General features: G+C 45.6%; 18 protein-coding genes and 5 tRNA genes. 12 read left to right on the forward strand and 11 right to left on the reverse strand.

Annotated elements, in window-relative coordinates:
- Positions 1–109: 109 nt before the first annotated feature.
- Entirely contained in the window at positions 110–1,003 is an 894-nt protein-coding gene (ilvY, locus tag NL643_RS09980; protein ID WP_253644367.1) for an HTH-type transcriptional activator IlvY, read from the reverse strand.
- A gap of 143 nt (positions 1,004–1,146) precedes the next feature.
- Between ilvY and ilvC the strand changes: the two genes are divergently transcribed.
- Positions 1,147–2,631 carry a ketol-acid reductoisomerase gene (ilvC, locus tag NL643_RS09985; RefSeq protein ID WP_005398179.1) on the forward strand — a complete coding sequence of 495 codons (1,485 nt, stop codon included), beginning with the start codon at positions 1,147–1,149 and terminating at the stop codon, positions 2,629–2,631.
- 182 nt (positions 2,632–2,813) lie between these two features.
- Here the strand turns inward: ilvC and NL643_RS09990 are convergent, their stop codons facing one another.
- The 4 genes from NL643_RS09990 to NL643_RS10005 all read right to left on the reverse strand — a co-directional run bounded on the left by NL643_RS09990 (position 2,814) and on the right by NL643_RS10005 (position 8,038).
- Positions 2,814–3,065 (reverse strand): accessory factor UbiK family protein, encoded by a 252-nt coding sequence (locus NL643_RS09990; protein ID WP_005398178.1) that lies wholly within the window; start codon positions 3,063–3,065, stop codon positions 2,814–2,816.
- A 131-nt stretch (positions 3,066–3,196) separates the two neighbouring features.
- Positions 3,197–6,319 carry a multidrug efflux RND transporter permease subunit VmeD gene (gene vmeD, locus NL643_RS09995; RefSeq protein WP_048624578.1) on the reverse strand — a complete coding sequence of 1,041 codons (3,123 nt, stop codon included), beginning with the start codon at positions 6,317–6,319 and terminating at the stop codon, positions 3,197–3,199.
- 12 nt (positions 6,320–6,331) lie between these two features.
- On the reverse strand, positions 6,332–7,438 hold the full coding sequence (vmeC, locus tag NL643_RS10000; RefSeq protein ID WP_005398173.1) for a multidrug efflux RND transporter periplasmic adaptor subunit VmeC: 1,107 nt from the start codon (positions 7,436–7,438) through the stop codon (positions 6,332–6,334).
- 18 nt (positions 7,439–7,456) lie between these two features.
- Complete coding sequence (locus NL643_RS10005; protein ID WP_005398171.1) at positions 7,457–8,038, reverse strand: TetR/AcrR family transcriptional regulator; 582 nt, start codon at positions 8,036–8,038, stop codon at positions 7,457–7,459.
- Between the two features lie 168 nt (positions 8,039–8,206).
- Here NL643_RS10005 and rep point away from each other — a divergent pair, with 168 nt between their 5' ends.
- Positions 8,207–10,222 (forward strand): DNA helicase Rep, encoded by a 2,016-nt coding sequence (rep, locus tag NL643_RS10010; protein WP_005398170.1) that lies wholly within the window; start codon positions 8,207–8,209, stop codon positions 10,220–10,222.
- Between the two features lie 73 nt (positions 10,223–10,295).
- On the opposite strand, the gene NL643_RS10015 is transcribed toward rep, so the two are convergent.
- Positions 10,296–10,709, reverse strand: coding sequence for a cytochrome c5 family protein (locus NL643_RS10015; protein WP_012841248.1), 414 nt, complete (start codon positions 10,707–10,709; stop codon positions 10,296–10,298).
- A 335-nt stretch (positions 10,710–11,044) separates the two neighbouring features.
- On the opposite strand from NL643_RS10015, the gene NL643_RS10020 reads away from it, so the two are divergent.
- From NL643_RS10020 to NL643_RS10040, 5 genes are all read left to right on the forward strand, one after another.
- A tRNA-Arg gene (locus NL643_RS10020) sits at positions 11,045–11,121 on the forward strand.
- Positions 11,122–11,154: 33 nt separating this feature from the next.
- Positions 11,155–11,230, forward strand: a tRNA-His gene (locus NL643_RS10025).
- Between the two features lie 69 nt (positions 11,231–11,299).
- Positions 11,300–11,376, forward strand: a tRNA-Pro gene (locus NL643_RS10030).
- A gap of 46 nt (positions 11,377–11,422) precedes the next feature.
- A tRNA-His gene (locus NL643_RS10035) sits at positions 11,423–11,498 on the forward strand.
- 24 nt (positions 11,499–11,522) lie between these two features.
- Positions 11,523–11,599 (forward strand) — tRNA-Pro (locus tag NL643_RS10040).
- Positions 11,600–11,937: 338 nt separating this feature from the next.
- On the opposite strand, the gene NL643_RS10045 is transcribed toward NL643_RS10040, so the two are convergent.
- The gene (locus NL643_RS10045) at positions 11,938–12,663 is read right to left on the reverse strand and encodes an HAD family hydrolase (protein ID WP_005394354.1); all 726 of its coding nucleotides are present in this window, start codon (positions 12,661–12,663) and stop codon (positions 11,938–11,940) included.
- Positions 12,664–13,325: 662 nt separating this feature from the next.
- On the opposite strand from NL643_RS10045, the gene NL643_RS10050 reads away from it, so the two are divergent.
- From NL643_RS10050 to NL643_RS10070, 5 genes are all read left to right on the forward strand, one after another.
- A complete protein-coding gene (locus NL643_RS10050; protein WP_005379108.1) occupies positions 13,326–15,041 on the forward strand; it encodes an ABC transporter ATP-binding protein in 1,716 nt (571 codons plus the stop codon).
- Positions 15,042–15,133: 92 nt separating this feature from the next.
- On the forward strand, positions 15,134–16,687 hold the full coding sequence (locus tag NL643_RS10055) for an ABC transporter substrate-binding protein (protein ID WP_005394355.1): 1,554 nt from the start codon (positions 15,134–15,136) through the stop codon (positions 16,685–16,687).
- Between the two features lie 146 nt (positions 16,688–16,833).
- Positions 16,834–17,811, forward strand: coding sequence for an ABC transporter permease (locus NL643_RS10060; protein ID WP_031780394.1), 978 nt, complete (start codon positions 16,834–16,836; stop codon positions 17,809–17,811).
- Between the two features lie 2 nt (positions 17,812–17,813).
- Complete coding sequence (locus tag NL643_RS10065; protein ID WP_005394358.1) at positions 17,814–18,770, forward strand: ABC transporter permease; 957 nt, start codon at positions 17,814–17,816, stop codon at positions 18,768–18,770.
- A 157-nt stretch (positions 18,771–18,927) separates the two neighbouring features.
- Positions 18,928–19,941: an SPOR domain-containing protein gene (locus NL643_RS10070; protein ID WP_253644368.1), complete on the forward strand. Its 1,014-nt coding sequence runs from the start codon at positions 18,928–18,930 to the stop codon at positions 19,939–19,941.
- Positions 19,942–20,016: 75 nt separating this feature from the next.
- Here NL643_RS10070 and NL643_RS10075 read toward each other — a convergent pair whose 3' ends face one another.
- From NL643_RS10075 to NL643_RS10090, 4 genes are all read right to left on the reverse strand, one after another.
- Positions 20,017–20,160, reverse strand: coding sequence for a hypothetical protein (locus tag NL643_RS10075; RefSeq protein ID WP_012841245.1), 144 nt, complete (start codon positions 20,158–20,160; stop codon positions 20,017–20,019).
- On the reverse strand, positions 20,150–22,471 hold the full coding sequence (locus NL643_RS10080; protein ID WP_253644369.1) for an acid phosphatase: 2,322 nt from the start codon (positions 22,469–22,471) through the stop codon (positions 20,150–20,152). The genes NL643_RS10075 and NL643_RS10080 overlap by 11 nt, the downstream gene beginning before the upstream one ends.
- Before the next feature lie 262 nt (positions 22,472–22,733).
- Positions 22,734–24,293: a hypothetical protein gene (locus NL643_RS10085; RefSeq protein ID WP_253644393.1), complete on the reverse strand. Its 1,560-nt coding sequence runs from the start codon at positions 24,291–24,293 to the stop codon at positions 22,734–22,736.
- A gap of 2 nt (positions 24,294–24,295) precedes the next feature.
- The gene (locus NL643_RS10090; protein WP_005394366.1) at positions 24,296–24,868 is read right to left on the reverse strand and encodes a sigma-70 family RNA polymerase sigma factor; all 573 of its coding nucleotides are present in this window, start codon (positions 24,866–24,868) and stop codon (positions 24,296–24,298) included.
- Between the last annotated feature and the right edge of the window lie 2 nt (positions 24,869–24,870).

Consider the following 24,870-nt stretch of genomic DNA (forward strand, 5'->3'; position numbering starts at 1 on the left):
GAACAGATTTTTGTTTGCGGGCAAGAGCTTTGAAGTCGGTATTTTTAAGGCTATCCATGAGCATGTCGGTATTACTATTTGAATAGCTTTAATTAGATCATATTTTTAGCTAGAATGGTATAATGTATTTACTCTCCGCTACTTTCCAAAAAGCCTTCACTAAAGGATTCTCTAACTGATTTTTGGTACAGCAGACACCAAGTTCAAACGGCTTAATTGGTAACACTTTTAAGCGATTTATCTTCTCTCTCACCGGGCTATTGCTGATCACGACATCAGGTGCTATACCTACACCGCATCCTAGTGCAACCATACTTACGATGGCTTCATGCCCTGACGTTTGCGCGTAGATATTCGGCTTTATTTTCATTCGTTTGAGCCAAGTATTGGCTCTATCTCTTGCTGTCCCTGCTTCTGGGAGAATGAATGGAATTACTGACCAGTTTGGTCTTTCTTTTTGTAGCTCTTCCGCAAATGAACTCACGCCGACAGGAGCGATGACAGAAAGCGGTATTTCACTGATCGTTTCAAATGCGATTTTGCTTGGCATCTGCTCAGATTTGGCTGAGATGGCAATATCGGCTTCATCTGCTAAAATTTTGTCGATCGCTTGAGCTGGATCGCCGGTTGATAGCTTAAATTCGATAAAAGGATGCTGAAGACGAAAATCAGAGATTAACTCTGGCAGGTGGCTGTAGCTTGCAGTAACCGAACAAAATAGACGGATTTCTCCTTTCAATTCGTCCTCTGCTCCCTTTAGGTGACTTTGGTACTGCTGCCATTCGCCAAGAATTTTTAAGGCGACAGGAACCAGTTTTTTGCCTTGGCTCGTTAAATCAACGCTGCGATTGTCCCGCAAAAATAATTGTTGGCTAGTTTCTTCCTCTAGCTTTTGTATTTGTCTGCTCAAGGCTGAAGGACTCACATGCATCGCTGCTGCGGTCTTAGCGAAACTTTTACTCTCACACAGATGAATAAAAAGTTGCAGGCTTTTGATATTCATTAAATCTTCATTTCCATGTTGCACAAATTGCAATAACTAATTGTGAATATATCACTTTAAGCAATTTAATGTCTGTTTTAGTATGAAGTTATTCGGTAAGGCAATTACCGACCTCAATGGAAGAATCTCAAAGGAGCACCCAGATGGCTAATTATTTCAATACCTTAAACTTGCGCGAGCAGTTGGACCAATTAGGTCGTTGTCGCTTTATGGACCGTAGCGAATTTGCTTCAGAAGCGGATTACTTAAAAGGCAAGAAAGTGGTCATCGTAGGTTGTGGTGCTCAAGGTCTTAACCAAGGTCTGAACATGCGTGACTCTGGTCTAGACGTTGCTTATGCGCTTCGCCAAGCAGCGATTGATGAGCAACGCCAGTCATTCAAAAACGCAAAAGACAACGGTTTTGAGGTTGGTAGCTACGAAACGCTAATTCCGCAAGCTGACCTAGTAGTAAACCTTACTCCAGATAAGCAGCACACAAACGTTGTTGAGACGATAATGCCGCTAATGAAAGAAGGCGCAGCACTAGGTTACTCACACGGTTTCAACGTTGTTGAAGAAGGCATGCAAATCCGTAAAGACCTAACGGTAGTAATGGTTGCACCTAAATGTCCGGGTACGGAAGTTCGTGAAGAATACAAGCGTGGTTTCGGTGTACCGACTCTTATCGCTGTTCACCCAGAGAACGACCCAAAAGGTGAAGGTTGGGATATCGCGAAAGCTTGGGCTGCAGCAACAGGTGGTCACCGTGCAGGCTGTCTAGAGTCTTCTTTTGTTGCTGAGGTGAAATCTGACCTAATGGGTGAGCAAACTATCCTTTGTGGCATGTTGCAGGCTGGTTCTATCGTATGTTACGAGAAGATGATTGCTGACGGTATCGAACCTGGCTACGCAGGCAAGCTTCTTCAATACGGCTGGGAAACGATCACGGAAGCTCTGAAGTTTGGTGGTATCACTCATATGATGGATCGCCTAACTAACCCTGCGAAAGTAAAAGCATTTGAACTTTCTGAAGAGCTAAAAGAGCTGATGCGTCCGCTATACAACAAGCACATGGATGACATCATCACAGGTCACTTCTCTAGCACGATGATGGCTGACTGGGCAAACGACGATGCAAACCTACTAGGCTGGCGTGCAGAAACGGGTGAAACTGCTTTCGAAAACTACCCAGAAACTGACGTAGAAATTTCTGAGCAGGAGTACTTCGATAACGGTATCCTGATGGTTGCTATGGTTCGTGCGGGTGTTGAGCTAGCATTTGAAGCGATGACCGCTTCTGGCATCATCGATGAGTCTGCTTACTACGAGTCTCTACACGAGCTGCCACTTATCGCAAACACTATCGCACGTAAGCGTTTATACGAGATGAACGTGGTTATCTCTGATACGGCTGAATATGGTAACTACCTATTTGCTAATGTAGCAACGCCGCTACTGCGTGAAAAATTCATGCCTTCTGTTAGTACAGACGTCATTGGTAAAGGTCTAGGTGAAACGTCTAACCAAGTGGATAACGCGACTCTTATCGCTGTGAATGAAACAATCCGCAACCACCCTGTAGAATATATCGGTGAAGAACTACGTGGTTATATGACAGATATGAAGCGCATCGCGGTTGGTGGCTAATTTTCTTTGCTTCAAAATAGAGAAAATATTAAATGAACTCTGGCCAGACTGGAGTCGATAAATACAAAAACACAACATCTAATCAAAAGGCTTGGTCACCGTTGACCAAGCCTTTTTGTTTTTAGCCGATTTATCTGCGCGCCGATAAGAAAAACGCTCCTTTGTGAGGAGCGTTTTAACACTTATTTTTCTGCAAGCTTCTCTTCAAGCTCCGCCAATTTCTGTTCCATTTCTGTTAGCTTTTGACGTGTACGTAGTAAAACTTGAGTTTGAACATCAAACTCTTCACGACTTACAACATCTAGCTTGTTTAGTTGGCCTTGGATTACTTGACGAACTTTCTGATCAACATCAGAGCCCAACTCTTTTACAGGTTGAGGCATTGAGTCGTGAATCTGTTTAGCAATTTGCTCTAATTTCTTTGGGTCAAACATAGTGGCTAAAACTCCTTTTGATTTGTCCTCATTTTAAGTAAATGATACGTGAAAGTCGCCATTTAGATGGCAAAAAAGAGAGCGGCAATAAAAAAGGTCACCGAAGTGACCTTTTTGAATGCCTTAAAAGCTTATCTGTTATCCGCTAATTCACGGTGGGCTGCTTTCGCTTCATCAACTCGTGCCAACTTCTCCAAGTCTTTGTCTTCAACAAATACTGGCAGTGGTTTGTGTTTTTCTGCTAGGTAGCTGTAAATCACAGGTAGTACGAATAGTGTGAACAATGTACCAATTGCTAGACCAGCAACGATGACGATACCGATACTGAAACGTTGCGCGGCACCTGCACCTGTTGCGTACATCAGCGGGATCAGACCTGCGATCATTGCTGCGGTTGTCATTAGGATAGGGCGAAGACGCACTTTCGCAGCCTCCATCACCGCATCAATACGAGACAGTTTATTATGTAACTGCTCTTCTTTGGCTACTTCACAGATCAAGATACCGTGCTTGGTGATCAGGCCGACCAGCGTGATCAAACCAACCTGCGAGTAAATGTTCATTGAGGCCGTACCCCACGCCAACGCGATCAAGGCACCACATATTGCTAGCGGTACAGATACCATGATGACAATAGGGTCGCGGAGTGATTCAAATTGAATCGCCAGAACGAGGAAGATGATCGCAAGTGCAAGACCAAAGGTTGCATACAAGGCACTACCTTCCGTTACAAACTGACGAGATTCGCCCATGTAATCGTGGTTATAGCCTGCAGGCAGTTTGGTTTGTGCGATGTCTTCAAACCAGTTAATTGCATCACCCATAGCAACGTTAGGCGATGGCACCGCACCTACCGTCGCGGAGTTTAACTGGTTGAAGTGTGGCAAAGAGCGAGGCTCTGCTATCACATCAATCGTAATCAAGCTGCTTAGTGGGACGGCTTTACCATCAACAGAACGCACATAGTAGTTCTTCATCGACTCTGGGTTTAGACGCCATTTACGTTCAACTTGAGGAATCACTTCATATGAGCGGCCGTTAAGGTCGATACGGTTAACGTAACCATCAGCCATCATGGTGCTGAGAGTGATACCAATATCTTGCATGGTCACACCGTAGGCACCCGCTTTGTCTTTATCGATCTTAATCTTCATGGTTGCTGAATCGTAGTTCAGGTCTAGATCGGAATAGACAAACATTGGACTACTTGCAACATCGGTCAGGATATCGCTAGCGATAGTAAACAAGCTTTCGAAGCTATTTGGTGTCGTAATTACAAACTGGACAGGTAGGCCTGAGCCCGCACCAGGCAGTTCTGGCATTTGGAACGCAGTGACAGACATACCTGGGACACTTGAAACTAGGCCTCCCACACGTTTTGTGATTTCAGATTGACTTGCTTCTCGTTCACTCCATGGCTTCAATGTTGCTAGACCAAACGCTTGGTTTGAGTTCGGCACACCGTTAAATACCTGAGCGTATTCTACTTCTGGCTGATCAGAGAGAATCTTATTCACGTCATCCATGGTGTTTTGGATGTAGTCCAAGTTCGCGTTTGATGGTGCGGTACCCATCAGAACAACCACACCTTTATCTTCGGACGGCGCCAGCTCACTAGGAATAAACTTAAATAGAATTGGTAAGCTCGCAAATACAATTATCGCAAATGCAATTACAACAGGACGGTGAGCCATGACTGCTGTAAGCATTTTCTCATAGCGATTAGTCATGCCATCAAGGATATGATGAACTTTTTGCTCAAACTTGCTCGGTTTTTCATTCGCCTTCAGCATCTTTGAACACATCATAGGTGATAGCGTTAAAGCGATGATACCGGACACAAATACCGAACCTGCTAGCGTTAAAGCGAACTCTTTGAACAACGAGCCTGTAATACCGCCCATCAACGCGATTGGTGCGTATACCGCACCTAGCGTTAATGTCATCGCAATAACTGGCACTGCAATTTCACGCGTACCAATGATTGCTGCACGGAATGGTGACTCGCCTTCTTTGATATGACGATCCACGTTTTCTAGTACCACGATCGCGTCATCCACCACCAGACCGATGGCAAGTACCATCGCTAGTAGTGTCATTAAGTTCCAAGAGAAGCCCATTGCCTGCATAACCATCGCCACACCAATCAAAGAGAGTGGAATAGTGACGATAGGAATGATGACCGCACGGAACGAACCTAGGAACAGTGTGATCACTACAAGTACGATAATTGCCGCTTCAAGAATCGTTTTCACTACTTCGTGAATTGACTCGTTGATCGCAATGGTAGAGTCGTACATCACGTTCATTTTGATATTACTTGGTAAGTTGCGCTCAAGTTGAGGTAATAATTCAAGCACATCAGCAGCGATGTTGATTGGGTTGGCACTTGGCGCGGCGTTGATTGCAGCAACCACTGCTTCTTGGCCGTTTGCACTTGCACGGTAAACGTCGTGACTCTTCTCAAGTGTTACCTTCGCGATATCACCTAAGCGAATAACGTCCCCTTCACCCGTTTTTACGACCAACGCTTCAAGCTCAGCGACGTTTGATACCTGAGTATCCGCGCTGCCGTTATAAAGCACGAACTCACCCGTCGCTTGACCCGTCGCAGATTGGTAGTTGTTGGCGTTAAGAACGCTCATCACATCCGTTGCAGTCAGCTTTAATGCGCCCATTTTTGCTGGATCTAACCATACGCGCAGCGCGTATTTCATACCACCGTAAAGGTCGACTTTTGATACACCATTTACAGTGAATAGCTGTGGGTTGATTACACGCTCAAGGTAGTCGGTGATCTGGCTGGAAGACAACTCGTCACTGGTAAAACCAATATACAATACCGCGGTAGTTGAACCAGTCGACATCGTTACAGTCGGGTCTTCAGCTTCTTTTGGAAGCTGGGAACGTACCGAGTTAGTTTTCGCTAAGATGTCAGCCAATGCCGCGTTCGGGTCGGTATTCAACTTCATGTTGACGGTAATGGTTGATTTACCTAACACCGATTGCGAGGTCATATAATCAATATTATCGGCTTGCGCCACCGCTTGCTCCAATGGCTGAGTAATAAAGCCCTGGATCAAGTTGGCACTTGCACCGTAGTAACTGGTGGTCACGGTGACCACTGTATTCGTCATTTCAGGGTATTCACGAACTTGCATTTTGAACACGGCTTGCAAACCAAGCAATGCAATCAAAAAACTGATCGATACCGCTAAAACTGGACGTTTTATAAAAACATCTGTAAAGCGCATGATGCCTCCAACTTAAAGCATTGGTGTTTCAGCAGGTGGGGTAGTTGCATCGCTTTCGACAATGCTTACTTTTGCGTGGTTACTTAAACGGACTTGGCCCGATGTCACCACTACATCACCTGGCTTCACGCCTTCTAGAATGTGTGCGATATCTTTAGAGCGTTCGCCAACTTTTACCACATGCTGCTTAACGCGTTTCTCGCCATCTTCTTCCGTTACGATGTAAACATTGTCGCCGTATAGCGTAAACGTGATCGCAGTTTGAGGCAGAGTGACCTGATTTTCTAATTTAGGCAGAATGATGTTTGCACGAGCGAACATACCACTACGCAGTTTGCCATCACTGTTAGGGATATCTGCTTGAACCTGAATCAAGCCACTTTGTACGTTAACCGCAGGCTCAATCGCAGAAATTGAACCTTTGAAAGGCTGATCTGGGTAGGCATCCACGAAGATATCCACTTCTTGGTCGATATTGATACGTGAAATATCGGTTTGCGGCACGGTAAAGCGTAAGCGCATCACGCTGGTGTCTTCCAGGCGAACAATATCGGTACCCGCTTGTAGGTACTGACCTAGGTACACGTTACGAATACCTACTACACCATCAAATGGCGCTTTGATCTCGCGTCGGTCGATGGTCGCTTTCAAGCTTTCAATGTCCGCTTTTAAGGAGAAGTAGTTCGCTTCTGCTTCGTCATACGCTTCTTTAGAAATAGAGCCTTTTTTAAATAGCCCTTGGTAGCGTTTGTATTTCGCTTCTGCTGCTGGCAACTTGGCTTGCGAGCTCTTTAAATTCGCTTTCTCAACGTCAGAGTCAAGCAGTACTAATGGTTGACCTGCTTTGACTTGAGTGCCGGAATCAAATGCGATTTTGTCGATAACACCACTGGTTTCGTTTGCGACCGTCACACCTTGGTTTGGTTCGATAAAACCGATAGCCTCGATCACTGGTACCCAATCAACCGCTTGTACTTCCGTCACGGTTACTGGGAACTCAGGTTCAGGACGGTTTGCCATGTATTCAGCAATCTTTTGTTGCTTAAATAAATTGAAACCTATCACGCTGCCGAACAAGAGAACGGCGATAAGTAACATAAAGAAAGTCCACTTTTTCATTCTATTAAGAACTCCAAGTTAGTGTTTAATAATTGCATCCCAACTGGCTTCAATAGCAGCTTCTAATGCCGCCTTATCCAGTTGATAAAATCCCAAAGCGTGTTTCCTAGCAAGTGCAACACTTGCCTCAAAACTCAACCCAGAAAGCACTTCGTTATCGAGAGGCTTGAATACGCCCTCTTCTTTCCCCTGATTAAAAAGAAGATCTACTTGGGCAAACATTTGTCTTTCAAGTTCCCGAGCTTTACTACTATTTGAACAGGGTAGAGACTCATATTGAACTCGATTGCTGAGCGCATTTAAATTCGAGCTCGCTAGATTCCAAATATTGAGCCACATGGTTCGATATCGCTGTTTTAAAGGCATCTCTTCACTCACGCCCAGTTGCACAGCCGTAGCGACGCGCTTTGCAACGTTAAGGCGTAACTCCTCCAAAAGATGTTCTTTATCTGAGAAATAACGATAAATCGTTCCTGCTGCGACACCTGCTTCATTGGCGAGCTTTTGCATGGAAAGCCCTTGAAAGCCCGATTCAGCAATGAGTTGCTCTGCAGCGACTAAGATTTGTTCTCGCTTATCTACAGCAGGGTTATCCTTCATAATCCTACCACTAGTGAATGAACGTTCATTCATTATAGCTCAAATACCCGCCTTTTATACAACAGAATGTTGCGCTTGTTGGTATGAAAATTACAAGAAATCAGCGTAGCTTTCACGAGGCCACCCCTTTATCATAGGCGCCACATTTATCACCCGCAGAGAATTTCTATGAAGCTGAACCCTAGTCAAGATGAAGCCGTGAAATACGTGTCTGGTCCATGCCTAGTGCTAGCTGGTGCTGGCTCGGGCAAAACTCGTGTTATTACCAATAAAATCGCTTATCTGGTTCAGCAATGTGGCTACAAAGCGCGTAATATTGCAGCGGTGACGTTTACCAACAAAGCGGCGCGTGAAATGAAAGAACGTGTCGGCCAAACGTTGGGGAAAGCCGAGTCTAAAGGTTTGATGGTATCAACGTTCCACACCTTGGGATTAAACATCATCAAACGCGAATACAAGCATTTAGGATTGAAAGCGGGCTTTTCACTGTTTGATGACCAAGACCAACTGGCGCTACTCAAGGAACTTACCGAAAAGCAGCTTGATGGTGATAAAGACCTGCTACGTCAGCTTCTGAGTTGTATTTCCAATTGGAAAAACGACATGTTGACGCCAGAGCAAGCCAAAGCGCGTGCGCAAGGTGAGCAGCAACAATTGTTTGCGTTCTGCTTTGATATGTACCAAAAGCAAATGAAAGCCTATAACGCGCTCGATTTTGATGACCTAATTTTGATGCCCGTCTTACTCTTGCGCAATCATGAAGACGTTCGTCAACGTTGGCAGAACCGTATCCGCTATCTGTTGGTCGATGAGTACCAAGATACCAACACGAGCCAATATGAGTTGGTGAAATTAATCGTCGGTGAACGTGGGCGATTGACGGTCGTAGGAGATGATGACCAGTCCATTTATTCATGGCGTGGTGCGAAGCCTCAGAACCTAGTCTTGCTGGGTGAAGATTACCCGAATTTGCGATTGATTAAGTTGGAGCAAAACTACCGCTCTACGAGTCGAATCCTGCGTGCGGCCAACATTTTGATAGCCAACAACCCTCACGTCTATGAGAAGTCCTTATTTTCAGAAATTCCTGACGGTGAAAAACTCAAAGTGTTGTTGGCTAAAAATGAAGAGCACGAGGCTGAGCGTGTCACGGGGGAGTTGATTGCACACAAATTCTTGAATCGAACCGACTATCGTGATTACGCAATTTTGTACCGTGGTAACCACCAATCGCGCTTAATTGAAAAGTCTCTGATGCAAAACCGTGTGCCTTATAAAATTTCTGGCGGCACCTCGTTTTTTGCACGCGCAGAAATTAAAGACATCATGGCGTATTTGCGTGTTTTGGTTAATCCAGATGACGACAATGCATTCTTACGTATTGTGAATACACCACGACGTGAAATTGGCCCAGTAACGTTAGAAAAGCTAGGCAGTTATGCCAATATGCGTGGGAAGAGCCTGTTTGAGTCGAGTTTTGAAATGGGGCTCGAACAGCACTTAACGGGACGCGGCCTGGAAAACTTACGTCGTTTCACCCAATGGTTAGTGGCGATTGCTGACCAAGCTGAGCGTGGCGATACCGTCGAAGCGGTTCGCTCCTTGGTTCGCGATATCCATTACGAAGATTGGTTATACGAAACTTCAGCAAGCCCGAAAGCCGCTGAAATGCGAATGAAGAACGTTTCTGATCTTTACTCCTGGATAGTGGCGGACCTAGAAGGTGACAACTACGATCAAGAAGAGAAAACGTTAAAAGAAGTCGTTCAACGTTTGACCTTGCGTGACATGATGGAACGTGGCGAAGAAGATGAAGACAGCGATGCAGTACAACTGATGACGCTGCATGCATCAAAAGGCCTTGAGTTCCCATATGTATACTTAATTGGGTCTGAAGAAGGTATTTTACCGCACCAAACCAGTATTGATGAAGACAACGTCGAAGAAGAGCGTCGTCTGATGTATGTTGGCATTACCCGTGCGCAGCGTGAACTGACTTTCACTATGTGCAAAGAGCGTCGACAGTTCGGCGAGTTGATCAAACCGACTCAAAGCCGCTTTTTGGATGAGCTGCCATTTGATGACGTTGAATGGGAAGTGAATAAAAAGCCAGTATCAGCAGAAGAGCGTATGGCGAAAGGTCAGGCACACATTGCCAATATTCGAGCAATGTTTAAGAAGTAGAGTATCCTTGTGTTCACTGACTAAAAACAAAAAGGCTTGCCAGTTGGCAAGCCTTTTTCGTTGATGTCTTTACTTATAGACCTTCAATCATGTGGTCGATTGCTGCGATGATTTCATCGTCAGAACAGTCCATACAGGTTCCTTTGGCAGGCATCGCATTGAAGCCTTCTAACGCGTGCTTCACTAACGTCTCTTTGCCTTGTGCAATACGCGGTGCCCAGTCATCGGCATTACCTGTTTTAGGTGCGCCGTTTACACCAGATGCGTGACAAGCAATACAAAAAGTACCATAAACTGTGGCGCCATCACGTGGACCGGTTGGTTCTTCTTTCACTGGCTCAGAACCCGCTAGATAAACATCACCGACAGGTTGGATGCGTTCTGCGATCGCATCGTATTCAGTTTGGCTGATGTCAGAAGCTAAAGCTGCCGTAGAAAACGTTAAGGCAGCGAACAAAACGCTAATCATTTGTCGAGACATATCCATTAAACCCACTTCACATTCCCGAGGTAAGTGACTTACCTATTTATATAGTTAGAGTATTAATGCCGAGCAGAGAAATCACTAAATTCCACTGAATGGCATAGAATGATTAGACAACTTGGTTGCAGCTGTTAAATCAATGTAAATAATGGGTGATTATATCCCGATAACTTGTTGCAATAAACAACAAGTTATCCATGACAGGGCGTGAATCACATCAAAAATTCAGTTTAAAGGAAGATAACTGTCGAAAAAGAGACCAAACGATAAAAAAAGTAAAAAAAGTACTAGACGGCATAGTGTGATATCCGTATTATTCCACTCCGCCGATAGGGCATGCGCCCGTAGCTCAGTTGGATAGAGCGTTGGCCTCCGGAGCCAAAGGTCGAAGGTTCGAATCCTTTCGGGCGTACCATTGCCTCGGAGGATACATCGGTAAAAATCAGTGGTGGCTATAGCTCAGTTGGTAGAGCCCCGGATTGTGATTCCGGTTGTCGCGAGTTCAAGTCTCGTTAGCCACCCCATTCTTTCTTTTTTAGATTGAATGCGGTAGCATTGCTCCCAATCTTGATTAAATCAAGATAAAACATCGTCGGTGAATAGCGCAGTTTGGTAGCGCATCTGGTTTGGGACCAGAGGGTCGGGGGTTCGAATCCCTCTTCACCGACCACTATTTAGTTTATGGCTGAGATAGCGGTAAACATGACAATTTGATGGTGGCTATAGCTCAGTTGGTAGAGCCCCGGATTGTGATTCCGGTTGTCGCGAGTTCAAGTCTCGTTAGCCACCCCATTCTTTATTTAAAGAATATATGCTCGGTGAATAGCGCAGTTTGGTAGCGCATCTGGTTTGGGACCAGAGGGTCGGGGGTTCGAATCCCTCTTCACCGACCACTATTAGAAAGCCTGCTTTTTAGCAGGCTTTCGTCGTTTTAGAGTTTATGATCTCGCTTGGACTGTATTAGTCGGCAACGTATCAATGGATTTGAACCCAAGGGGTTCGCCTGAAGTTAGAATTCGGCTCTTCACCGACCGCTATTTAGAGCCCCAGTCGAAAGACTGGGGCTTTTTTGCATCTATCCTCTTAGAAAGAATCTGCATTCGATTTCAATTTCACCAAAAGTGTACAGCTCTAGGGGCTTTTGACCACCTATGATCCAAATGCTTTTCGAGCTGACAAAATAAACCCCAGAACGACGTCTGGGGTTTTGTGTTTTTCTAATCCGCTACTTTTATTGGGCGAGTGTTTTAAGGATTTCTCTCAGCTCTACCGTTTCTTGGATTTCAAAATTTGGCGTTATATCTGTTGAGTTACTTGCGCCTGTCGCATTTACCCACACACTCAAAATGCCCATATTGTTAGCGCCTGCTATATCTGCTGGTAAAGAGTCGCCAATGTGTAGGGCTTCTTCTGGTTTTACTTCGACCAAGTCGAGCGCTTTTTGGAAAATGCTCGCAGCGGGCTTCTCTTCAGGCTCTTCTCCCCCCACAATAATATGGTCCACCCAGTCGCTCATCTGTGTCGCGCTGAGTTTAGGGTGTTGAGAAAAAATCGGGCCGTTAGTGATCACGACGAGTTTATAATGCTGACGAAGGTCGCTGAGCATTTCTTTTACACCAGGGAAGAAAGTGAACGCGCCCATACGTGCAGAGTCAAAGTAGTCTTGAGCTTGTTGAGCCTCTTCGGCATTAATGCTGACTCCGTGCTCCGCCAATATGTTTTGGATCAGGCCACAACGGAACGCGTTTTCATCAGGTAGCAGAGCCACAAGGTGAGGGAATTCCGCATTCAGCTTCTTGTACACACCCTGTAAGTAGCGCTGTAAGAAAGCTTGTGGTTCGGTAACTTGCGGGTAGGTCTTATGAATCCAAGTCGTAAACTTTTGTCCTGCAACTTTATCGGCTTGTGACGTCGCACATAAAGTCTCGTCCATATCAAAAAAAATCGCTTTAAGCACAGGGGCTCCTTTCATTTACAGCTTGGCTCTAACATTGATTATCTATTATCCCACTCTCAATTGTGCCGTAAAGGGTTAAAATCGACGTGCTTCACCTACACTGGGAGAGTGATGGTAACCGCACTTTCTTTTGTTTAGTCAACAAACCGCTTAAGCGGCGCATAATCGTCGTCGACAGAGGATTTGTGTGGTTTTGCTGTTGTGTTCACGTTTTAGCCTATCTTTTCTCTTTCTAAGTTTGGCTTTTTATATTTGCCGACTATTTTATTAATAGTTTTTTATGTTGAAAAATTGCTTTTCGCATACGATATTGTTTGTTAAATGTTAACAATCACATATGAATAATGTGGGTAATGGTTCTGGTTGGCCCATGCTTATTTTTAGAGCATTTTTCTAGTTTTATTGGTGCATGGCGCACAAAAATAGTGTGATATGAAAATGGTTAAATACTTGTTAATGCATTTTTATTCGCTCATTGTGCGTTTATTTAATGTTTTCTCGGCGGAATATACTTTAATTGTTGCTTTTTTGTGTGATTTTTGCCAAATTGTTTCCGCATTAAGATTTCAGAGTATTATTCTGAATTTGAACGGATTCATTCAGGTGATGAATGGTGCCTTTGGCGCGATTCGATACCACAGACAAGGCAGTAGAGGTCTGAAATGTCACTATTAGAAGTGAAAAACCTTCGTATTGAATACCCATCCCGACACGGCGTTCACGCTGCCGTGAAGTCACTTTCTTTTCATATTGAACGTGGTGAAATCGTGGGTGTTGTTGGCGAATCAGGTGCGGGTAAATCCACCGTTGGTAACGCCGTTATTGATTTGCTTAGCCCTCCAGGTCGCGTTGCTAGCGGCGATGTTTTCCTGGATGGAGAAAAAATTTCTGGTTTATCACCAGAAGCGATGCGTAAGGTTCGCGGATCGAAGATTGGTTTTATTTTCCAAGATCCAATGACCTCACTTAACCCACTTTTTACGGTTGAGCAGCAGCTGAAAGAGACGATCCACGCCAACATGAAAGTCTCTGATGAAGAGGCGTATCAGCGTGCGCTTTCTCTGATGCAGCAAGTTGGCATCCCGCAGCCAGAAAACCGCTTGAAACAATACCCACACCAATTCTCTGGTGGTATGCGTCAGCGTGTCGTCATTGCGATTGCTTTGGCTGGTGAGCCAGATCTGATCATCGCCGATGAGCCAACTACGGCGTTAGACGTTTCTATCCAAGACCAAATCCTCAACTTGATCCGAGAATTGTGTATCAAGAACAATGTCGGCTGTATGCTGGTTACTCACGATATGGGTGTGGTCTCCAACGTCACTGACCGCGTCGCGGTAATGTATCGTGGTGACTTGGTGGAGTTTGGACCAACAGCCAAAGTGTTGGGCGATCCTGATCACTCCTATACTCGCAGTCTAATTTCAGCCGTTCCACGTTCAGACAGAAAGCTCGATCGCTTCCCTTTGGTCAGCTACATCGAAGAAGCGGCAGAAATGGAGCCACTCGACATCAAGAATCACTGGCTAGGACAAAGCCAGGATGAGCGCGAGTACACAGGCCCGCTTTTGGACGTGAAGAACGTTAATCTGCGCTTTGTCACCAAAGACTCTTTATTTGAAAGCCGTCGCGAATACGTGCAGGCATCCAATAATGTGAGCTTTGAAGTGCATGAAGGCGAAACCTTTGGTTTGGTGGGTGAGTCTGGCTCTGGTAAATCAACCATTGCGCGAGTTATTGCTGGTTTATACCAACCTAACTCTGGTCAGGTGAAGTTTGAGGGTATTGACCTGACAGCTTTAACCTCTGAGAAAGAACGCCGCCCAATGCGTCGTCAAATGCAGATGGTGTTCCAAAACCCGTATACCTCAATGAACCCTCGTATGAAGGTATTCGATATTATTGCTGAGCCAATCCGTTTTCATAAACTGACGAAAAACGAGTCGGAAACTCGCCAAATCGTGAATGACCTTCTCGATCATGTTGGTTTGGGTCGAATGGCTGGGCTTAAGTACCCTCATGAATTCTCCGGTGGTCAGCGTCAGCGTATTTCTATTGCGCGTGCGTTGGCGACTCGTCCTCGACTTTTGATTTGTGATGAACCGACATCGGCACTGGACGTATCGGTACAGGCACAAATTCTAAACTTGCTGAAAGATCTGCAAAGTGAGCTGAACTTGACTATGTTGTTTATCAGCCACGATTTACCTGTTATTCGTCAGATGTGTGACCGAGTAGGTGTGATGCAAATGGGTACACTTTTAGAAGTGGCACCAACAGAACAGTTATTTACGGCACCCCAACACGAATACAGCAAAAAATTGATTTCTCTGATGCCTGAATTTACAGGCTTGCGAGAAGAGATCGAGACGGCATAAACCAAGCACCTCGCTTGGCTAACCTTTAGTCATAACAAAGACGCAAACACAACAACAAGGGATCCGTATCCCCGCATGAAGGAGTTATGCAAATGAAAACCATGAAAAGCAAATTAGCAGTGGCGCTAATGGCGGCGGGCCTAAGCTTTAATGCACTGGCAGCAGATATCAAAGTTGGCTACGCAGCTGACCCAGTATCGCTTGACCCACATGAGCAGCTATCAGGTGGCACACTGCAAATGTCACACATGGTATTTGATCCGTTAGTTCGCTTTACTCAAAAAATGGATTTCGAACCTCGTCTAGCAGAGAGCTGGGAGCGCATTAACGACACTACCGTTCGTTTTAAATTGCGTGAAGGTGTGAAATTCCACTCTGGTAATACCCTAACGGCTGACGACGTTGTATGGACGTTTGAGCGTCTACAAAGTTCTCCTGATTTTAAAAACATTTTCGACCCGTACGAGAAAATCGTCAAAGTGGACGACAACACGTTCGATCTTGTAACCAAAGGTCCTTACCCACTAGTGCTGCAAACTGCAACGTACATTTTCCCTATGGACAGCAAGTTCTACACGGGTAAAACCGCAGACGGCAAAGACAAGTCTGAGCTAGTGAAGCACGGTAACTCATTTGCATCGACTAACGTATCTGGCACGGGTCCATTCATTGTGACTTCACGTGAACAGGGCGTAAAAGTGGAATTTGAACGCTTTAAAGATTACTGGGACAAAGAGTCGAAAGGTAACGTTGATAAGCTAACGCTTGTTCCAATCAAAGAAGACGCGACTCGTGTAGCTGCGCTACTTTCTGGCGGCGTTGACATGATTCACCCGGTAGCACCAAACGATCACAAACGTGTGAAAGACGCAGACGGCATCGACCTAGTCACGCTACCAGGTACTCGTATCATCACGTTCCAACTAAACCAAAACAGCAACGAAGCACTGAAAGACGTTCGTGTTCGCCAAGCGATTGTTCACGCAATCAACAACGAAGGCATCGTTAAGAAAATCATGAAAGGCTTCGCTACTGCAGCTGGTCAGCAGAGTCCAACTGGTTACGTTGGTCACGATGACAAGCTAGTACCTCGCTACGATCTGAAGAAAGCAAAACAACTGATGAAAGAAGCGGGTTACGAGAACGGCCTGACGCTAACTATGATTGCGCCAAACAACCGCTACGTAAACGATGCGAAAGTAGCGCAAGCGGCGGCGGCAATGTTGTCTAAGATTGGCATCAAGGTTGATCTGAAAACTATGCCAAAAGCGCAATACTGGCCTGAGTTTGATAAGTGTGCGGCAGACATGCTGATGATTGGTTGGCACTCGGATACAGAGGACTCGGCAAACTTCAACGAGTTCCTAACCATGACTCGTAACGAAGAAACCGGTCGTGGTCAGTACAACTGTGGTCACTACTCAAACCCAGAAATGGACAAAGTGGTTGAAGCTGCAAACGTAGAGACGGACCCTGCGAAACGTGCAGCAATGCTGAAAGGTGTCGAAGCGACGCTATACAACGATGCTGCATTCGTACCGCTACACTGGCAAAGTGAAGCATGGGGCGCGAAGTCTAACGTGAAAGCCGCAGATATCGTGAACCCAATGGTAATGCCTTACTTTGGCGACCTAGTTGTCGAGTAATCATACTTAGTCATGACAGAGAGGGGCGCCAGTCCTTCTCTGTTTTCGACACTTGGCTCGGTTTTGTTTCAGTCGGATTGAGCCAGTTTTACAGACTGAATTTTCTCTCTAAGTTTAGAGATCTATGGATAGTTAAGGGGCAAGGAATGTTTTCGTTTCTGGTCAAGCGCCTGTTTCAGGCACTGATAGTGATGTTTGTGATCAGTTTGGTGGCGTTTGCCATTCAGGACAACCTGGGTGATCCGCTGCGTGAGCTTGTAGGTCAGTCGGTTTCGGAATCGGAGCGCCAAGCGCTACGCGACGAATTGGGCCTGAACGATCCCTTTATCACAAAGTACACGCGCTTTGTGGGTAATGCACTGCAAGGTGATTTGGGTACATCATACTTTTTCAAGCGACCTGCGGTTGAGGTGATCCTCGATAAGCTGGTGGCAACATTAGAGCTCGTGTTTGGCGCGACGCTCATCATTATCGTTTTCTCTATACCACTCGGGGTGTATTCCGCGATTCACCCGAAGAGTGTCTTTACCAAATTTGTTATGGCGATGAGTAGTGTCGGCATCTCGATTCCGGTGTTCCTAACCGCAATCATGCTGATGTACGTCTTCTCCATCGAACTCGGCTGGCTGCCTTCCTACGGGCGAGGTGAAACCGCTAACGTGCTCGGTTGGGAATCTGGCTTCTTTACCATCGATGGTATTAAGCACCTTATCCTGCCGTGTATTGCGCTAGCGTCTATCATGCTGCCGTTGTTCATCCGTCTGGTACGTTCAGAAATGCTGGAAGTACTGAGCTCGGAATACATTAAGTTCGCGAAAGCAAAAGGTTTGAACTTACAAAAGATTTACTACCAACATGCACTTAAGAACACCATGCTGCCAGTATTGACGGTAGGTGGCGTGCAGATTGGTACCATGGTGGCTTACACCATCCTAACCGAAACCGTATTCCAGTGGCCGGGTACAGGCTTTCTTTTCCTAGAGGCAATCAACCGTGTCGATACACCGTTGATCACAGCTTACGTTATCTTTGTTGGTCTGATTTTCGTGGTAACCAATACCATCGTTGATTTGCTGTACGGCATCATCAACCCAACTGTGAACTTAACTGGAAAAGGAGCTTAATCATGAGCCAATCAAATGTAACACCAGCTCCTGAAGCCGCTCCATCTGCATGGCAGCGTTTTAAAGAGTCGGACTTTTTGTATTACTTCAAGCGCGACAAAGTGGCGATGGCAAGTTTTACGGTCTTTATGATGTTCTTAGTGTTGGCATTAGCTGCGCCAATTCTAGCTCCGACTGACCCGTATGATCTGACGTCTATCGACATCATGGATTCAGAGCTACCACCGTCTTGGATGGAAGAGGGCGATGAGCGTTTTGTTCTTGGTACGGATGAGCAAGGCCGTGATATTTTATCGACCATTCTTTACGGTTCTCGTTTGTCTTTGACGATCGGCTTTTTAGCCGTCGGTCTTCAGTTGATTCTGGGTATCATCATTGGTTTGTCGGCGGGTTATTTCGGTGGTCGTATCGATAGCTTCTTGATGCGCTTTGCGGATGTTCAACTATCGTTCTCAACCATGATGGTGGCGATCATCGTATCGGCCATTTTCAAAGCCAGCTTTGGCAGCGATTTTTACAGCCAATACGCGGTGGTGATGCTGGTGGTGATCATCGGTGTGGCTGAATGGCCGCAATACGCACGTACCATTCGTGCTTCAGTACTGGCTGAGAAGAAGAAAGAATACGTAGAAGCGGCACGCGTGATGGGCTTTAAAGCGCCACGCATCATGTTCCGTCACATCCTGCCAAACTGTCTATCACCAATCTTGGTTATCTCGACGGTACAGGTAGCGAATGCGATCATGTCGGAAGCGGCACTGTCATTCCTAGGTTTGGGTCTTCCTGTTGATCAGCCGTCACTAGGTGCGCTGATCAGCATCGGCTTTAACTACATCTTCTCAGGTGCGTGGTGGATTACTGCCTTCCCAGGCATCGTGTTGGTTACACTGGTTCTGGTTATCAACTTATTGGGTGACTGGTTACGAGATGTATTCAACCCGAAACTGTACAAAGGTTAAGAATTTTCCCGCCAAGCGTTGTAAATTCGCTTAATTCCTTCCTAAACTGAGAGCCGGATGCAAATTCCGGCTCTTTTTTTGCTAGTTATTCTTTGTTCACATTTTTTTGGCGCTTTGCCGCCATAATGACCTTACCCACTAATTTAGAGTGAAGTGTATGGAAATGAAGAAGGCACAACACCCATCTCGTATCTTCCAAGCAAGCCTAGCTTTCGGCTTGTTGCTGGTATGCGCCCAGTTTTCTAGCCCAGTATCGGCGGAGGAGTTCCTTTGCCAAGCTACTCAAGCCAGCGAGAAAGAACTGCCGATGCTTGAGAAAACGTGCCCAATTGGTAACGGAGTATGGGGAAAGAAAGTGCCGCAAGGAGGCAACTACCTCTACTGGATTCAATGCGGATTACTACCAAAGCCAATGTCACTCGCGAAAGCAAAGCCGCTTTACAGCAAGATTACGACTGACGTGTGGATGAAGCCGGAGTCCAAAGGTTATCGCTGTTTGATTGGGCCTTACAAAGATCTGTCTGATGCGAGAGGGGATTTGCGAGGAGTCAAAACCTTGTCGAATTACAAAGAGGCGTTCATCCGCGTGGTTGGAAAAGAGAATAAACAGTCTACGACACCATCTAAACCCGCTGTGCCGTCGAAATCAGCCGCATCTTCGGTTAAGCCAACACCGACGGTGACCCCGAAATCCGCGCCAGTTCCTGCCGTGCGAGCTGATACCGACGCCTTTACAGCGCCGGCAGAGAAGTCAAAGACCAAGGCAAAAAATACACGTGATAATTCTTCTTCCAAGCCTGTTGCTAAGACCAAAGCGAAGCCAGTTGTGACCGGGAATGATGACATTGAAGTTCGGTTGAGAACCTCCTTACAAGGCAAAACGTACGTGGTGCCATATTTACTCGATCACCACAATCAGTTTTACATGGAATACGGCAAGCCGTGGAATCGTCTCAACTACGAAAACTCGCAAAAAGTATGTCAGCAACTGGGTATGAGCTTAGCCAGCCCTGCAGAATTCAAAGTGTTGAGGGCGTCTGGTGTGATGGAAAAAAATCAATGGCCACTGCAACTGCCGTATTGGGGCAAAGATAAGAAAGGTTTGTTCGCAGATCGTGAGCCAAACCAGCTCACCGGAACCTCATTATTGAACGTAGTGTGCGTGAAATAACGACTCAAATATTGCGGTCAAAAGATAGAAGAAAGCCCCGAGTTCGGGGCTTTTTTGCGGTCTCAAATATTATCGCTATTTGAGTGGCGTTTCTTTGTGACAGTTAGAGCAGATATACACTTCTTTTATGCCGACCAAGCGTTCCCAAAGCGTTCTGCGTCTTCTACGCAAATGCACGCTATCGCAGCAAGGGTTAACGATGGTTGCTTTAGTCATCATCGCCAGGCTCCAAAATCGGGAGTGAACTCGCGATGCTTGTCATGGCTTCTTTGTTGTGAGAGTACAGACCATATTCCGGCGCGGATTCATGACCGTTTTGCTCTTTACTCCAACGAATACCGATGTAGAAGTCACCAAAATCACGGTTGATGTAACGATGACGAGTTTTGTAATCTGACTCTGAGCCTGTTTCTTTTAGAATCAGCAGCTCACGGCCTTCATCATTCTGGATTTCCCAATTACCTGGCGTTTGGAATCCTGTTGGCATGAACGACGTGTAGTTGTAAGTATCAGCGTCGTATTCGTACGTACCTGATGAGTATTTCAGGACTTTGTCGTCGCCCGAGCCTTTACTTTCTACCATCAAGTCATGCTCTACCGTGCTGTGTTTGATGTGTTCTGCAACCGAAAGTGATTCTGCGAATGGTGTATTGCTTGAATCCATCCAGAACAGCTCATCATCTGAGATTTTAACGATCATCTGAGTGCCGTTATGCTCGGTTGTGTGCTGGTACAGCATTTCATACTCTTCGCCGTAGCTGTTGTATAGCTTGCCGTCTTTCAGCTCGACGTCTTCACAGTCTTTATTGTGGTATTCCGCGTAACCAGTTTGTTGGTCCAGATCGGCAAGAATAGCGTAGGCATCGTGTTCCCATGTGTTTTCTAGGAAGTCGCTGATGCTCGCTTTGTACTCTTGATTCATCTCATCATGGTTTGAGCCCCAGCAGAATAGTAGGCCTTCAGAGTCTTGCATCAACATGGCATAGCCAATTTCACCGTCTTTTTGTGCAAAGCTACCCATTTTCCACTCTTGGCCGTTGAAGTGCTCTTGAGTGAAGCCCAAAGTCGGCACTACTGGTGGTGGCGTGACGCCTTCGATAACCGTTGGCATGCTGAGCGCAATCTGTACCGCGGTATGGCCATCTGTTGCGCTAATCGCAAGTGCTGCACCAGCTTCGCTCGCTTTTGTCGGTGTGCCTTTAATGGTGACAATCGCATTACCATCCTCAGATACTGTTAGACCTTCAATGTCCACATAGTCCGCTGAGTAGTCGGTGATATGACCGTCTTTATCTTGGAACAAGCTAGAAATATCGAGCGTTTGTTCAAATACTTCACCTTGTTGTAGGTACCAACCATCAACGATGGACTGTAGACGCGCTTGTTCTGTTTCTACAACCATTGGTGGTAAGTTTGCCGATTCGATTTCGAACTTAAATACGGTGCTTACCGTACCCAAAACCTTACCTGAAGAATCAATGTCTTGCGCCGTTAGGACGATCTCAAAATCACCAGCTTTTTCTACGATAGCAGTCGGATATAGAACAATCAGGTTGCCAGTTTGTACAACTTCAATGCCTGTACCTGCTAAGTTGTGCGTCAGTTTGGTTGTCACAAGGTTTTGGTCTTTGTCTGTGAAAAGACCTTCGATGTTTAGTTCAACGCCATCAAAGCCTGCGCCTTGTACGATTTTTGGTAACTGACCAAGCTTATCTTCAGCCGCCTCTTCGATGGTTTCGTTTACGGTCAGCTTGTTATTGATTGCCGTTTCAGGTGCTAAGCTGTCGCTATTTGGGGTCGCGTCAGTGATGATTGGGCGTAGGCTTGCATCATTGATGTTTTCGCCGGATGCGATAAGACGATCGACTTCTTGGTTTGCCGCTTGAGCAAATTCAGTGGCCTTTTTCTCGTAGTTAGCTGGGTTTTGCGCTTTTGAGTCGGTCAGAATCTGAGCGGTTTTATGTAGTTCGGCGTTTTTTGTCGCACCTTCAACAAAATCACTGTACAGATCAATTGGTGCTTCTTCTGAGCCTCCTAGCGCTTGGTTTACCTTGGCTTTTGCGTCTTCTTCACTAATGGATGGATCTTTTGCCATTTCAATCGCAACAAGGTCTGTGATAGGTGAAATCACGTTTGACGATGTTGGTGCACGGAACACGATTTCGTGGGCCATGGCTTGGCCTGGATGATCCATATCAACCGTGTATTTGCCAGCGTACTCTTTAGCATCCAAAGCGATAAGCTGTTTCTGCTTTGCACCGTTTGGTGTAATGGTCTGCAGTGCTAGAGTGTTTTCTGGTTTTGCATCCAATTTAAGCTGACCTTTCTCATCGGTCAGACCAAGGAATGTTTCTTGAGTGTCCCATTGGCCGTTGTTGTTCGTATCTTCAAAAACAACTGCATGTTTGAAGTAGCCGTCAAAGCCAGTGATCACAACACCGTTGTTAGCACTGTTTGAACCACCATCTGAACCGCCACAGCCAGTAAGAGCGATAGCCACTGACGCTGCTAATAAACTCACCTTATTCATTATTCATTTGTCCTTGTTTCGTTTCCGAATGAGAAAGTCGCTTTTTTATTGTTTTTATCTTTCAATCTCACTAGTGAGATTGAAGAGAGTGGTGTCTTTTTAATGACTATTGAGCCTAGGTTCAAGACACGAAAAACCGCACAAAACCCGTAAAATTTATTTCTATTTTTTGTCTATGATGGAAAATTGATAATTTGATCACGGTTCCAGTTTTATTTTGGGGATGATTGTTTTGTCAAAATAACCACCTGTAAAAAAAGGTTTATTGGGTGTCGCTAAGGACAGGGGCGTGATAAATCATGTTGATCTTAAATTCCTCAACGCGATCAGCAAATTGAGGGTGAGGTTTAAGCACATAACTGTAGACTTCGCCTGGAATGAATATGTCGTAATCTGTGTATTCAAGGTTGTAAAACATAAATGTTCGTTGCCAGTAATCATCTGGCCATTCAGCACAATGTATTGGAGTTACGCCGTCAAAATCCATTGAGCTAGAGATAATATCGGCAAACTCTCCTCGCCCCGCTACGATAGAGCTGTACCAGTAAAATAAATAATCATGACAAAATAGGTCATGTTGGTTTGATTTCATATTGAGATCAGAGTCCAGCTTGTGCACTGGTTCGTTACCCTGAACACTTCTATCAAATATGTAGTTGCTAGCAGTCCCGTTTATGTAACCCCCTCCTGAAATGGGAAAGAGGTAGTCAAACAACGTTCCTTGATATTCGTACTCACCAGTGTGGACATTGATGCGTTTTTCCATCGATTGCTTGTTTTTTTGCATGGTGTAGCTTTCGAATTGTTTGCCATCAAACACGGTGGTGAAATAGTTCTGAGTCTCTTTATGAACCTGAGATGCGTATACCTTTTTGGTGGTCCAAATTTGGCGTACGCCGTGGACATAAACAATCAACGAGTCATCACTGATTTTATACTCACCCACCTTTTTTAAGTCTCCCTTTTCAGGACACTGGTGTTTGTTGTTTGAGGCGGCATAACGTACCTCGTCATCCTCAAACTGAAACGCTTCGCAATACACCACTTCATACGCGTACGCGGTACCGCCAAGATTTTGCGTCGTCTCCAAGCGATAGACAATGTCGCCAATTAACGGGTGTTCCGTGTCATTGTGACCTGGAGTGACAACAGGCAACTCAAAACGTGTTGTGACCCACGCATGGTCGCTGTCGCCGTGGTAATCATCACGCGCCGCTACCGCCAGGTATGTGGTGGTTTTAATGTTCTCTGGTGCACCTAGCACCATCATTTGCCCTTGGTTTAGCACCCTTAATCCATTGGCGTTTTCGAGCCAAATCCGAGTGGTGAGGAGATCACCATCCGGGTCTTCAAACAGTTGGTTAAGATTGAGCGAATAGCTAATCGGAGAGTTTTGGTTGAGCTCCCAAGCATAAATAATGGTTTGTAGCTGTTGTTCCACCGTGAGGTTGATGATGGGTTTATTGTTCTCTGAAGGATCCTCTTTTGAGCGGCTGTCTTCATAACCCAATGACGAGTCGTAAAAAGAGCCGTCTTCTGTAGTATGAAATGGATTCGTAACTGGCCCTGGTTGTCCTAAAATGGCAGAGTTGAAGGCGTCATCACCGTCTTTTTTGTGGGCGTTCTCCAACGCAGAACCTGTCAACGCTTGCTTTACTTCAACTAAAGATGTGCGCTCATATTGACGATGTGTTCGCGTGGTTGATTGGCTCGTGCTGTCTGATGAGTCCGCCGCGGATGCCAAGCTGGATTCGTCTGACATGCAGTATACGCCGAGCAAACCAACGCAGATGGCGCCGATTATCCAAAACTTTTTGCTTATCATTACGCGTGCGCCATTCGTGATTGCAACCAACTGCGAGAGAATTTTAGGTCTTTCTCTATTAAGCTAGCGCTGCACTCGAGTAGTTCACTGATTTCTTGGTTTTTCATTCCCATTAAATACTTGAGTTTGAGTGCACTTGATTGGCGTGGGTAACGGCTACTAAAGTTATCCAGAGCTTTATCCATGATGATCAATTGTTCGAAGCGATCTTCTTCATCTCTCATCAACGTAATGTGTTGGCGCTTTTGCGCTTGGTGTGAGCGTGCGTTATCGATCAAGATTTGACGCATCACTTTGGCGGCCATCAAAAAGAAATCACGTTTTGTTTCAATTTCACTCATGTCGCAGTTGGACATCTTCAGGTAAGCATCATGAATTAATGCCGTGGTGCTGTTGACGCTATCGGCCAATACCTTGTTGTCGGTGCCGTACTTTTCCGCGTTTCGTTCACGCTCGTGTTGGGCGATCTTACGTAACTGCAAATACGCAAATTGGTAAAGCTCACTCTCGGCTTGTTTATCACCAGATTGCCATTGTTGAATGATTTGTGTCAGTGCTACTGCTGTTGCCATGG

The sequence above is a fragment of the Vibrio sp. Y42_MX_L11 genome (assembly GCF_024181785.1).
Taxonomy (GTDB): domain Bacteria; phylum Pseudomonadota; class Gammaproteobacteria; order Enterobacterales; family Vibrionaceae; genus Vibrio; species Vibrio diabolicus.